Origin of the sequence: Pseudomonas sp. FH4, assembly GCF_000510915.2 — a bacterium.
Taxonomy (GTDB): domain Bacteria; phylum Pseudomonadota; class Gammaproteobacteria; order Pseudomonadales; family Pseudomonadaceae; genus Aquipseudomonas; species Aquipseudomonas brenneri.
Genome location: NZ_AOHN01000021.1, coordinates 35,558 through 47,328, shown reverse-complemented (window position 1 = coordinate 47,328; position 11,771 = coordinate 35,558). Strand labels below are relative to the sequence as shown.

The 11,771-nt window shown below is 58.7% G+C and carries 11 protein-coding genes; 5 read left to right on the top strand and 6 right to left on the bottom strand.

Annotated elements, in window-relative coordinates:
• Positions 1-72: 72 nt before the first annotated feature.
• Entirely contained in the window at positions 73-564 is a 492-nt protein-coding gene (locus H097_RS16875) for a GNAT family N-acetyltransferase (protein ID WP_032861175.1), read from the top strand.
• Between the two features lie 121 nt (positions 565-685).
• On the opposite strand, the gene H097_RS16870 is transcribed toward H097_RS16875, so the two are convergent.
• The 3 genes from H097_RS16870 to H097_RS28235 form a co-directional block, all read right to left on the bottom strand.
• Positions 686-907, bottom strand: coding sequence for a hypothetical protein (locus H097_RS16870; protein WP_032861173.1), 222 nt, complete (start codon positions 905-907; stop codon positions 686-688).
• 151 nt (positions 908-1,058) lie between these two features.
• Positions 1,059-2,804 (bottom strand): phosphoethanolamine transferase CptA, encoded by a 1,746-nt coding sequence (locus H097_RS16865; protein ID WP_032861172.1) that lies wholly within the window; start codon positions 2,802-2,804, stop codon positions 1,059-1,061.
• A gap of 133 nt (positions 2,805-2,937) precedes the next feature.
• Positions 2,938-3,102: a DUF6026 family protein gene (locus tag H097_RS28235; protein ID WP_156356811.1), complete on the bottom strand. Its 165-nt coding sequence runs from the start codon at positions 3,100-3,102 to the stop codon at positions 2,938-2,940.
• Between the two features lie 266 nt (positions 3,103-3,368).
• Between H097_RS28235 and gnd the strand changes: the two genes are divergently transcribed.
• The 3 genes from gnd to H097_RS16850 are packed head-to-tail and all read left to right on the top strand — an operon-like array spanning position 3,369 to position 6,690.
• Positions 3,369-4,349, top strand: a complete 981-nt coding sequence (gene gnd, locus H097_RS16860) for a phosphogluconate dehydrogenase (NAD(+)-dependent, decarboxylating) (RefSeq protein ID WP_032861171.1) — start codon at positions 3,369-3,371, stop codon at positions 4,347-4,349.
• Positions 4,346-5,869, top strand: coding sequence for a glucose-6-phosphate dehydrogenase (gene zwf / locus H097_RS16855; RefSeq protein WP_032861170.1), 1,524 nt, complete (start codon positions 4,346-4,348; stop codon positions 5,867-5,869). Before gnd ends, zwf begins: the two co-directional genes overlap by 4 nt.
• A complete protein-coding gene (locus H097_RS16850) occupies positions 5,866-6,690 on the top strand; it encodes a Cof-type HAD-IIB family hydrolase (RefSeq protein WP_032861169.1) in 825 nt (274 codons plus the stop codon). Before zwf ends, H097_RS16850 begins: the two co-directional genes overlap by 4 nt.
• Before the next feature lie 15 nt (positions 6,691-6,705).
• Here the strand turns inward: H097_RS16850 and nhaB are convergent, their stop codons facing one another.
• Both nhaB and H097_RS16840 read right to left on the bottom strand, forming a co-directional pair.
• Entirely contained in the window at positions 6,706-8,208 is a 1,503-nt protein-coding gene (gene nhaB, locus H097_RS16845; RefSeq protein WP_032861168.1) for a sodium/proton antiporter NhaB, read from the bottom strand.
• Positions 8,209-8,435: 227 nt separating this feature from the next.
• On the bottom strand, positions 8,436-8,702 hold the full coding sequence (locus H097_RS16840; protein WP_032861167.1) for a hypothetical protein: 267 nt from the start codon (positions 8,700-8,702) through the stop codon (positions 8,436-8,438).
• Between the two features lie 341 nt (positions 8,703-9,043).
• Here H097_RS16840 and H097_RS16835 point away from each other — a divergent pair, with 341 nt between their 5' ends.
• Positions 9,044-10,369: a sigma-54 dependent transcriptional regulator gene (locus H097_RS16835; RefSeq protein ID WP_032861166.1), complete on the top strand. Its 1,326-nt coding sequence runs from the start codon at positions 9,044-9,046 to the stop codon at positions 10,367-10,369.
• 88 nt (positions 10,370-10,457) lie between these two features.
• Here H097_RS16835 and H097_RS16830 read toward each other — a convergent pair whose 3' ends face one another.
• Positions 10,458-11,750, bottom strand: a complete 1,293-nt coding sequence (locus tag H097_RS16830) for a hypothetical protein (protein ID WP_032861165.1) — start codon at positions 11,748-11,750, stop codon at positions 10,458-10,460.
• Positions 11,751-11,771: the final 21 nt, after the last annotated feature.

Below are 11,771 nucleotides of genomic sequence, written 5' to 3'. Positions count from 1 at the left end.
TGGCCTACAGCCCGCTTACAATCGAGGTTTTGCGGGGAGGTGATCCCTGCCTATCTGCTATCGAGGAAGGAAATGGAAGCCGCAGAAATACTGGTGCTGCAAGCCAGCTACAGCAACCCCGTACAGGCCGAGGCCATCGGCCTGTTGCTCAATCACTACGCACAAGACCCCATGGGCGGGGGCAAGGCCTTGTCCGCCGATCTGTTGGCGCAACTGCCGGCTGAGTTGGCCAAGCGTCCCCATGCATTCAGCGTGCTGGCCTTTGTCGGCGGTGAGCCGGCCGGGCTGGTGAATTGCTTCGAAGGTTTCTCGACCTTCGCCTGTCGTCCGCTGGTCAACGTGCATGATGTGGTGGTCATGGAGCAATTTCGTGGCTTGGGCCTGAGCCAGAAAATGCTGCAAAAGGTCGAGGAAATCGCCCGTCAGCGCGGTTGCTGCAAGATCACCCTGGAGGTGCTGGAAGGTAATCCAGTGGCACAGGCGTCATACCGCAAGTTTGGTTTTGATGATTCGGTATTCGACCCAGCCCATGGCCGCATGTTGTTCTGGAGCAAGGCGCTCTAATCAATGCTGATGGTTTTCACGCGAAGCATGGGAATCATCGGGCAAAAAAAAGCGCCCGATACAGGGCGCCAAGTTAACCTTCACCATCGGAGCACAATGGTGCCGGGTAGTACTCAGTGCATCAGCTCTTGGGTTGCTCGGTGTCCCGCGCCTGTTCGGCGGATCCGGATTTAGCACCCTTGGTATCGGCGGCCGCAGTTTGCTCGGTGCTGCTGCGGGTCTGCTCCTGGATAAAGCTGAAGTTGTTGAAATGCTCCTTCACGCGATCCGAGCCGCCTTCGGCGAAGGCGGCAACGGAGGTCAGGCCCAGCAGGCCGGCGAGCATCAAGGCTGAAAGTTTCATCGCATGTATTCCCATTAAAAGTGATCGGTATCTGCACCGTCCCTGATCAGATTTATGGGAATAGTCTGTAGGAAACTTATTAAGTGGGAATTAACGTCAAGAACATCCAAAGTTAACGGGACGGTTAGCTTTGGATGGCGTGCGGAGGGGGTTACTTCTGCACCACATTCCTTGGGGCGGTGCTGGCCTTGGGCTTGATCAGGCTGAAGTCGATCAAGGCCTTCTGCGGACGCTGGTAGGGATCGCCAATCAACAACGGCCGTGGCTTGAAGCTATCGCTGACCAGGCTGCGACTGCGGTCCAATTCGTCGAAGCTCAGGCCCGCCAGGTCGGCCCAGGTGTGAATCAGCTGCGAGCTACTGTAGGGCCGTTGCACGTCGCCTTGCATATTCCAGTCGTGGGTGGCGCGCCACTTTGGCGACGCCCAGGTCATGAAGGGAATGGTGTACATCGGCGCCGTCGGCTTGCCTTCGTTGCGGCCCAGGGTGTCGTGGCCTGCCGAGTCGAACACATCCTCGCCGTGGTCGGACAGGTAGAGCAGGAACCCATTGGGGTCGGTCTTGGCGTAGTCCTTGATCAGGCTCGACACCACGAAATCGTTGTAGCGCACCGCGTTGTCATAGCTGTTGTAGGTCGGCAGTTGATCATCGTTCACACCGTCCGGGACGCCCTGACGGTCGGTAAACGTGTTGAAGCTCGGCGGGTAGCGGTACTGATAACTCATGTGGGTGCCCAACAGGTGCACCACGATCAGCTTGCGCTCGGCCTTGTCGGCGAGGGCCTTGGAGAACGGCTCCAGCACATCGCCATCGTACTGGCGGGCGTTCTGGTTGCGGTTGTTATTGAGGTACACCTGCTCGTCGGCCTGTTCGGAGAACGTGGTGAGCATGGTATTGCGCTTGGTCATCGTCTGCTGGTTGGTGATCCAGAAGGTCTTGTAGCCGGCCTGTTTCATCATGCTGACGATGGACGGGGTCTTGAGGTACAGGTCCGGGTGCTCTTCGTCGGCAAAGGTCAGCACCTGTTGCAGCGCCTCGATGGTGTAGGGGCGCGGGGTGATGACGTTGTCGAAGACGTCCAGTTGGTCGCGCAGCTTGTCCAGCTCCGGGGTGGTCTTGCGTGGGTAGCCGTAGAGGCTCATGCGCTGGCGGTTGGTGGACTCGCCGATCACCAGGACCAGGGTCGACGGCTGGCCGGCCATGCTGTCCTTGAAGTTGCTCAGGGGTGGGATCTTGCTGGCGTTGTCGAGCATGCCCTGCATGTTATTCAGTTGCTGGGTGTAGCGACGATAGGCGACGATCATCTGCCACGGTACAGCCGGTTCGACACGGGTTTCGAAACCATCGATGGCCCGCTCCAGGGTGTCGTTGGTGGCGATCTGCTTGACCAGCGGATAACCAACAATCGCCAGCACAATCGCGGTCGCCGCGACCATTGCCCGGCCCCTTGGCAGATAGACCGGGCGCACGCGGGTCCACAGGAAAATGGCCAGGGCGGTGTGGGCAATGAAGGCCAGCACGATCCACCAAGCAAAATATTGGGTGGCGTACTCGCCGGCTTCAGAGATGTTCGACTCGAACATGATGAAGATGACGCTCTGGGAAAATTCCTGCTGGTAAATAAAGAAATAGCCCAGGCTGGCCATGGAACAGGCCCACAACACCACGCCGATCAACGCGGCCAGCAGCCGGGTGCGATGTGGGAAGAGAAGCATGGGCGCCAACCACAATGCGCTCATGAAGAACGCCTGGCGGAAACCACTGAAACCGGAAGTGCCGGTCAGTTGGATCAGCAGTTGGGTAATGCCTGAGAAATACCAGAAAAACAGGAACATCCAGCCAAGGCCGGCCCAATCAAACCCTTTTGCAGACTTCGTGCTGCGTTTGAACATCGCCATGCAGCGCTCCAACCCAATAATTACCACCGCCCATGCGTGAGGCGGCGTTCTGGCGGGGGATTATCGGGAAGGGCGGGTGAAAACTTTGTGAGTTGGATCCGAGGTGGCAATCCTTGCCGGCTCCTGCAAAGGGTCAGCAGGTGATGGCTTGATTCGTGAGCTGGGCCTGCAACTGCGCACGCAGACGTAGCACTTCCTGCTGCAACTGTTCACGTTCGTCTTTCAACTGGCGCAGTTCGTCGCGGCGCACGGTCACGTAAAGGGTCTGTGGCGGGCGTGTCATCTGTGCAGTGCGCATTGCTTACCTCGCAAATAGCCGGTGTATTGCGGTGCCAGAGCGCGTGATTGAAGGCGCTTGGCAGGAGTCAGGGGCGATTCTGATTTCTTTTTTGTCTCAATGGAACTTTTTTATTTTTCACGGTCGATGTGACTTTTCCGGGGGTGATGGTGAAAGGATGGCCACTTTTTCTGATGAAACTAGTGCGATTGGCGCCGGACTAATCCCTCATTGCGCTATAAACTGTGTCACACATTTTTTTGATTTGTAGTTAGGAGCATCAACACATGCAACTGGGGATTATCGGACTAGGCCGCATGGGCGGGAATATTGCGCGCCGCTTGATGCTCAATGGGCATACCACCGTGGTCTACGACCGCAATGAAGCATTCGTCAAAGGCTTGAGCGAAGAGGGTGCGACCGGCGTTGCCGACCTCGCTGCCCTGGTTGCCGGCCTGCAAAAACCGCGGGCGATCTGGGTCATGCTGCCGGCGGGCGAGGCGACCGAAACCACGATCAACGACCTCAGCGAACTGATGGAAGCCGGCGATGTGATCATCGACGGCGGCAACACCTTCTATAAAGACGACGTGCGTCGCGGCAAGGCCCTGGCGGAAAAAGGCCTGCACTACGTGGACGTCGGGACGTCCGGTGGCGTCTGGGGCCTGGAGCGTGGCTACTGCATGATGATTGGCGGCGACGCCGAGACCGTCAAGCACTTGGACCCGATCTTCGCCACCCTCGCGCCAGGCCTGGGCGATATCCCACGCACCAAGGACCGTACCGCCACTGATGATCGCGCCGAGCGTGGCTACATCCATGCAGGCCCCGCCGGCTCCGGGCATTTCGTGAAGATGATCCACAACGGCATCGAATACGGAATGATGCAGGCGTTTGCCGAAGGCTTTGACATCCTCAAGACCAAGAACTCGGAAAACCTGCCGCAAGACCAGCGTTTTGACCTGAACGTGGCCGACATTGCCGAAGTCTGGCGTCGTGGCAGCGTGGTTTCCTCCTGGCTGCTGGACCTGACCGCCGATGCCCTGGCGACCGACCCCAAGCTCGACGGTTATTCAGGTTCCGTGGCCGACAGCGGTGAAGGGCGCTGGACCATTGAAGCGGCCATGGAGCAATCGGTGCCGGTGCCGGTGCTGTCCAACTCGTTGTTCGCCCGTTTCCGCTCGCGTCAGCAAAGCACTTACGGTGACAAGTTGCTGTCGGCCATGCGCTTCGGCTTCGGCGGCCATGTGGAGACTTCCAAAAAATGACGGCCAACGGCAAGAAACCCAAGGCCGAACCCGCTCCACCCACTACCTTGTTCCTGTTCGGCGCCCATGGCGACCTGGTCAAGCGCCTGCTGATGCCGGCGCTGTACAACCTCAGTCGCGATGGCCTGTTGGGCGATGGGCTGCGGATTGTCGGGGTGGATCACAACGCTATCAGCGATGCCGACTTCGCCAAGAAACTCGAAGACTTCATCCGCACCGAAGCGGCGAGCAAGGTCAAGGGCAATGCCGAACATGCACTGGACCCACAGTTGTGGGCCCAGTTGGCCAAGGGCATCAGCTACGTGCAGGGGGATTTTCTCGATGACGGCACCTATGCCGATATCGCACAGAAGATCGCCGACAGTGGCACTGGCAATGCGGTGTTCTACCTGGCCACTGCGCCGCGCTTCTTCAGTGAAGTGGTGCAGCGCCTGGGCCGGGCCAACCTGCTGGAGGAAAGCCCCGAGGCTTTCCGCCGCGTGGTGATCGAAAAACCATTCGGCTCCGACCTGGCCACGGCCGAGGCGCTGAACGCCTGCCTGCTCAAGGTCATGAGCGAAAAACAGATCTATCGCATCGACCATTACCTGGGCAAGGAGACGGTGCAGAACATTCTGATCAGCCGTTTCTCCAACGTGCTGTTCGAAGCGTTCTGGAACAACCACTACATCGACCACGTGCAGATCACCGCTGCCGAAACCGTCGGTGTGGAAACCCGGGGCAGTTTCTTCGAAAACACCGGGACCTTGCGCGATATGGTGCCCAATCACCTGTTCCAGCTGCTGGCAATGATTGCCATGGAGCCGCCGGCGGCCTTTGGCGCCGACGCGGTGCGTGGCGAGAAGGCCAAGGTGATTGGTGCCGTGCGCCCATGGTCGATTGCGGATGCGCGGGCCAACTCGGTGCGTGGCCAGTACAGCGCCGGCGAGATCGGCGGCAAGTCACTGCCGGGCTACCGGGAAGAGGCGAATGTCGCACCCGACAGCAGCACCGAGACCTTCGTGGCGCTGAAGGTGATGATCGATAACTGGCGCTGGGTCGGCGTGCCGTTCTACCTGCGTACCGGCAAGCGCATGAGCGTGCGCGACACCGAAATCGTCATCTGCTTCAAGCCGGCGCCCTATGCGCAGTTCCGCGACACCGAAGTCGACGAACTCAAGCCGACATACCTGAAGATCCAGATCCAGCCCAATGAAGGCATGTGGTTCGACCTGCTGGCGAAAAAGCCCGGGCCGACCCTGGACATGGCCAACATCCAGCTAGGGTTTGCCTACAAGGATTTCTTCGAGATGCAGCCTTCCACTGGCTATGAAACGTTGATCTATGACTGCCTGACCGGTGACCAGACGTTGTTCCAGCGCGCCGACAACATCGAAAATGGCTGGCGTGCCGTGCAGCCGTTCCTCGATGCCTGGAAGGAGGACGATGGAATTGAGGCCTACAAGGCAGGCGAAGACGGCCCCGCAGCGGCGGATGCATTGCTGGCCCGTGATGGCCGTGCCTGGCATAGCCTGGGATGAGTGAGGCGACGATTCACCCCATCCGATTTTTGTTGAGTGATATGGACGGCACCCTGTTGCTGCCCGATCACAGCCTGAGCCAGCGCACCATTGACGCGGTGCGTGCGTTGCGCGACGCCGGGGTGTTTTTCAGCCTCGCCACCGGGCGGCCGCCCAAGGCCATGCTGCAGCAGATCGAAGCCCTGGGCGTCGATGTGCCAACAGCAGGCTTTAATGGTGGCACCCTGGTCAATCCGGACGGCAGCATCCTGGTGGCTCACCACTTGCCAGCGGAAGCGGCCCTGGTAGCACTGGCGCTGTTTTCCCCGCATCCGGATGTGGAAGTCTGGGTGTTTGCCGATGGCGACTGGCTGTTACGAGACGCCAGCGGTCCCATGGTGCCGCGTGAGCAACACGGCCTGGGGTACGCGCCCGTGGTGGTGGAGAGTTTCGAGCCGTTCCTGGAACGGATCGATAAGATCGTCGCTGCCAGTAACAACACGCAACTGCTGATTGAACTGGAGGCGCAATTGCAGCCCAAGGTCCAGGGGCTGGCGCAGGTGTCGCGTTCGCAGCCGGTCTATCTCGATGTCACGGCAATGCAGGCCAATAAGGGCGATGCCCTGAAAACCCTGGCAGCCCATCTTGGGGTGGCGCTGGAGCAAACGGCGGCTATCGGCGATGGCGGCAATGACCCGGCGATGTTTCATGTCGCCGGGCTGTCGATTGCCATGGGCCAGGCCGAAGAGGCGGTCAAGCGTCAGGCCAATGTGGTCACTGGCAGCAATGTCGAGGACGGCGCGGCCCAGGCGATTGAGCGGTTTATCCTGGCGAGCGCTTGAGCGCTCGCCATCCCTTCACAGCCAGTAACTGACCCCGTACCAGCCCAGCACACCCATCACCACCGTATACGGCAGCGCCATCCACACCATGCGCCCGTAGGACAGGCGAATCAGCGGTGCAATCGCCGACGTCAATAAGAACAGGAACGCCGCCTGGCCATTGGGCGTCGCCACGCTGGGCAGGTTGGTCCCGGTATTGATCGCAATGGCCAGGGTCTCGAAGTGCTCGCGGCTCATATGGCCGGACACAAACGCCTGCTTGACCTCGGTGATGTAGATCGTCGCCACAAACACGTTATCGCTGATCGCGGACAACAGGCCATTGGCAATAAACAGCATGCCCGGTTGTTGTTCGGCGGGCAGGGCCAGCACCCATTGGATCAATGGGGTGAACAGTTGTTGATCATGAATCACCGCCACCACGGCAAAAAACACCACCAGCAACGCGGTAAAGGGCAGGGCGTCCTTGAAGGCATTGCCGATGCGGTGCTCTTCGGTAATCCCGGTAAAGGCGGTGATCAGCACAATCACCAGCAAGCCGATCAGGCCTACTTCGGCGATATGAAAGGCCAGGCCGGCGATCAGGATCAGCGCCGCCAAGCCCTGGACAATCAGCGCCGCACGCTGGCGTGGCGTGCGCTCGGCATTGTCTTCACGGGCGTAGTTGGCCAGCACCTGGCGTACGTTATCCGGCAGCAGCGTGCCGTAGCCAAACCAGCGCAACTTTTCCAGCAGGACGCAGGTGGCCAGACCGGCGACCAACACGGGCAGGGATACCGGAGCAATCCGCTGGAAGAACTCGCTGAAGTTCCAACCCATCTCATGGCCGATCAGCAGGTTCTGTGGCTCGCCCACCAAGGTGCACACGCCACCCAGGGCTGTGCCGACGGCGCCATGCATCAATAGGCTGCGCAGAAACGCGCGGAACTGCTCAAGGTCGGCGTGGTGCAAGGTGGGCAACTGTTGGTCGTCGCTAAATTCACTGTCCTGGCGCGGATCGTTGCCACTGGCCACGCGGTGATAGACCGAATAGAACCCCACGGCGGCGCTGATAATCACCGCCGTCACAGTCAAGGCATCGAGAAAAGCGGACAGAAAGGCAGACAAAAAGCAGAACATCAGCCCCAACAGCGCCTTGGAGCGCACACCGAGTAACAGGCGCGAAAACAGAAACAGCAGCAAGTCCTTCATAAAGTAGATGCCGGCCACCATAAACATCAGCAGCAGGATCACCGGAAAGTTGTGCAGCAGTTCGTCGTACAGCGCCTGGGGCGTGGTCATGCGCAGCAACAGCGCCTCGACCATCAACAGCCCACCGGGCATCAACGGGTAGCAGTGCAGCGCCATGGCCAGGGTGAAAATGAACTCTGCCACCAGTAGCCACCCGGCCGCCACCGGGCCGAAAACCCACAGTACCAGGGGGTTGATAATCAGGAATGCGAGGATGCTGGCCTTGTACCAACGGGGCGAGTGCCCAAGAAAATTATGGGCGAAGGCCTGGGCCATTGATCCGGACATGGGGTGCTCCTTGGGGCGAGAAGCGCGCAAGGTGCCCGATGTTCACCCAATGTAGGAGCGAGCTTGCTCGCGAAAAACCTGAGGGTGCCGCATACATCCTGGTGCCCTGCGGCATTGTTAAAGTTTTTCGTCGGAAAGCCGCCCGGAGACAAGCTCGCTCCTACAGTAAATGCGTCAGTCAGCGAATAACCGATCAGCACTTACAAAGTTGCAGTAAGCGCGTGAGCTTACTTAGGCATTGCCCAGGACTGTAGTTGATAACCTTCGCCATTGAGTTCGGCGCGGGCTTGCAGCAGCAGGGTTTCCAATTGCTTGGGATCGGAATAAGTGCTGCAAGGAATCTGCTTGCGACCAATACGGTTTTCGGTGCGGTCGATAACGGTCAGGCTCAATTCGCCAGTCCCGTCTTGTGGGGCCCAGGCCACGCAGTGAAAGGGCTGGAAAGCACGGTCTGCGATCAAAAGAGCTTCGTTGATACGGAGCGGGGCGTTCATGGGGTCTTCTCTCTAAGTGCCCAATCAAATGATGTGCCGTCGGTTGGGCTTACCGTTCGGCTAGTACCTGTACTGATGCACGATGACGGGGTACGGGTCACATCTTAAAACAAGAAAATTCAACTTTTCGTGATTAACGTCATGTAAGAGGCCCATTTGAAAGCTGAATGAAAGATTGAAGTAGCGCCGTGCAAAGGTGCCTGATCGCCAAATGCTGTATTCAGGGGGGTGTTATCGCAAAACGATACAAGGGGGTGTCAAGATCTTGCTAGGGTTATCAACAGTCGCCTCAAACTGTTGTTTCTAAATAACTTTAATGATTTTGACGCCAAGGAATAGTCATGATTGTTACACCCCCACTGCGTCGTTTACTTGTGGTCGATCCCTGTGATGACTGCCACCAGTTATTACCTGGTTTGCGGGCGGCCGGGTGGGATGTCGACAGCTGTGCCTTGGACGCCCTCGGGGATCGTACCTGTGATGTGGGATTGTTACGGCTGCAGCCCGCTCACTTGCAGCGGCCCGAAGCGGTTAAAGAGCTGATTAGCCGCAGCGGTACTGAATGGATTGCCGTGCTCAGCCCCGAAGTGCTGCGTCTGCAGAAGGTCGGCGACTTTGTCTGTGAATGGTTTTTCGACTTTCACACCTTGCCATTTGATGTGTCGCGGGTCCAGGTCACCCTCGGTCGTGCGTTTGGCATGGCGCGCTTGCGTGGTAAAGGCATTGCCCACGTGGATGAGCCAGAACATGAGCTGCTGGGCGACAGCCGGCCGATCCGCGAGTTGCGCAAGTTGCTGGCTAAACTGGCGCCCACCGAATCGCCGATTCTGATCCGTGGCGACAGTGGCACCGGCAAGGAGTTGGTGGCAAAGACCCTGCACCGGCAATCCCAGCGCCACGCCAAGCCGTTTGTGGCGATCAATTGCGGGGCGATTCCAGAACATTTGATCCAGTCCGAACTGTTCGGTCATGAAAAGGGCGCGTTCACCGGCGCTCATCAGCGCAAGATCGGGCGTATCGAAGCGGCCAACGGCGGCACCTTGTTCCTCGATGAAATCGGCGATCTGCCGATGGAATTGCAAGCCAACCTGCTGCGTTTTCTCCAGGAAAAACACATAGAACGTGTCGGTGGCAGCCAGCCGATCCCGGTGGATGTGCGGGTACTGGCGGCGACCCATATCGATCTGGAGGCGGCGATCGAGAAGGGCACATTTCGCGAAGACTTGTACTACCGCCTGAATGTCTTGCAAGTGACCACCGCCCCCCTGCGTGAACGGCATGGCGATGTGGGCATGTTGGCCAACCATTTCTCCCGTTTCTACAGCCAGGAAACCGGACGTCGCCCGCGTAGCTTCAGCGAGGATGCCCTGGTCGCCATGGGCAAGCATGGATGGCCGGGTAATGTGCGTGAGTTGGCCAACCGGGTACGGCGCGGGTTGGTACTGGCCGAAGGGCGACAAATCGAAGCGATCGACCTGGGGTTGCAAAGCCACCAGGCAATCATATTGCCGATGGCTACACTGGAAGATTACAAGCACCGCGCCGAACGTCAGGCGTTGTGCGATGTGCTGAACCGGCACAGCGACAACCTGAGTGTCGCTGCCCGAGTGCTGGGAGTTTCCCGGCCCACGTTCTACCGGTTGCTGCACAAACACCAGATCCGCTAGGGCGGGTAAAAAAGCCCCGTCGCGACCCTTATCGCGGCGGGGCTTTTCCTTTCCCTAAACCCACCATCCCCTGTAGGAGGTATGGCGTTTAGAAGTAGTACGGGAATTTCAGGCTGAAGGTGAAATCAGGCGCGTCATCGGTCATGCCGATAGCCAGGTTGGGCACGATGGTCAGGTTCTCACTGGCGGCAATGGTCATGCCGACGTTGAAGTAGCCGGCGTTGGCGTCGCTGGAGACAATCGACTGCCAGTCACCGCCATCAGGCTTGAGCTTGCTCTTGCGCTGAATCAGGTCAGATACCGAGAACGACATACTCATGCGCTCGTTCAAGGCAAACGCCACGCCTACGCCAAATTGGAAACTGTCGCCCAGGCGCACCTTGCCACCGACCTTCTGGTTGACGTCACTGCTGATATCGTCAAACGAATCTTCGAAGTTATGAGTGTAGGAAAGGCTGCCGAACAGCACTGCCGGATCGAAGGTCTTGACCAGGGATATCCCAGGGGTTATCGACCAGACACCGTTACCGGTTGGCAGGTTCTCCGGTACAAACAGGTTGTCGTTGGCCGTTGAGCGCACCAGCTTGATCCCGAAGGGTTCCTTGCCGGTGGGGGCCTTGACGCGCACTGAGACCACGGCATCGGGCATCGTCGGTGATTCGTCGAGGAATTTGTAGGCAATCCCGAAGTTGACGTCGCCGATGGTTGGATCACGGCTCACCGACTCTTCTGAGGTCGCTTGCGGGTCACCACCACTGGCCCCACCAGACTGGTAGGTCGACTCGCGGTAGACCACCGGAACGTTAACGTCGAACTGCCAGCGGTTATCAAGGTTGTAGCGGCCCGTCAGGTCCAAGGTCCAGTTATCTGCCTTGATACGGTCCAGGTTGATATTGCCCAGGAAAATCGAGTCCAGCGCGAGAAAACCATTGAGGGTCAATTGACGGGCGTCATAGCGTGCGTAGGTAATGCCGGTTTCAAAACTGAATTTGCCGTTACCGAAGAAACCGCTGGCTTCGTTATACAAGTTGCTGACACTTTGCGCTGGCGCCGAATCATCCTTGAGCGATTGCCCGTAGGAGCTGCCGCCTGTGGCTCCACCCGTACCGCCGCTGGCGGCCACGGTGCTGCCACTTTGCTTGAAGTCGGCTGGCGATTTGGCCAGGCGTTTGGGCGCCGGGGTTGCTGGCTGGTCTTCCACCTGGCGCACCCGTTGTTCCAGGACTGCCAGGGCTTTTTGCTGGACTTCGTAGCGCTGCTTGAGCTCCAGAAGTTCTTGTTTGAGGGTTTCTATGTCCGCGTCTGGTGCTGCGTACAACATACTCGCTGGCAAGAGCGTACTTAAACAGACAACGGCACGTAGTGATAACGATCGATGCATGAAATAAGCCGTCCTTTTCTA

Coding starts and splice junctions, on each gene's coding strand:
- zwf (WP_032861170.1), top strand. CDS start 4,346: ATGACGGCCAACGGCAAGAAACCCAAGGCCGAACCCGCTCCACCCACT.
- H097_RS28235 (WP_156356811.1), bottom strand. CDS start 3,102: ATGCGCACTGCACAGATGACACGCCCGCCACAGACCCTTTACGTGACC.
- H097_RS16835 (WP_032861166.1), top strand. CDS start 9,044: ATGATTGTTACACCCCCACTGCGTCGTTTACTTGTGGTCGATCCCTGT.
- H097_RS16840 (WP_032861167.1), bottom strand. CDS start 8,702: ATGAACGCCCCGCTCCGTATCAACGAAGCTCTTTTGATCGCAGACCGT.
- H097_RS16870 (WP_032861173.1), bottom strand. CDS start 907: ATGAAACTTTCAGCCTTGATGCTCGCCGGCCTGCTGGGCCTGACCTCC.
- H097_RS16830 (WP_032861165.1), bottom strand. CDS start 11,750: ATGCATCGATCGTTATCACTACGTGCCGTTGTCTGTTTAAGTACGCTC.
- H097_RS16865 (WP_032861172.1), bottom strand. CDS start 2,804: ATGGCGATGTTCAAACGCAGCACGAAGTCTGCAAAAGGGTTTGATTGG.
- gnd (WP_032861171.1), top strand. CDS start 3,369: ATGCAACTGGGGATTATCGGACTAGGCCGCATGGGCGGGAATATTGCG.
- H097_RS16875 (WP_032861175.1), top strand. CDS start 73: ATGGAAGCCGCAGAAATACTGGTGCTGCAAGCCAGCTACAGCAACCCC.
- H097_RS16850 (WP_032861169.1), top strand. CDS start 5,866: ATGAGTGAGGCGACGATTCACCCCATCCGATTTTTGTTGAGTGATATG.
- nhaB (WP_032861168.1), bottom strand. CDS start 8,208: ATGTCCGGATCAATGGCCCAGGCCTTCGCCCATAATTTTCTTGGGCAC.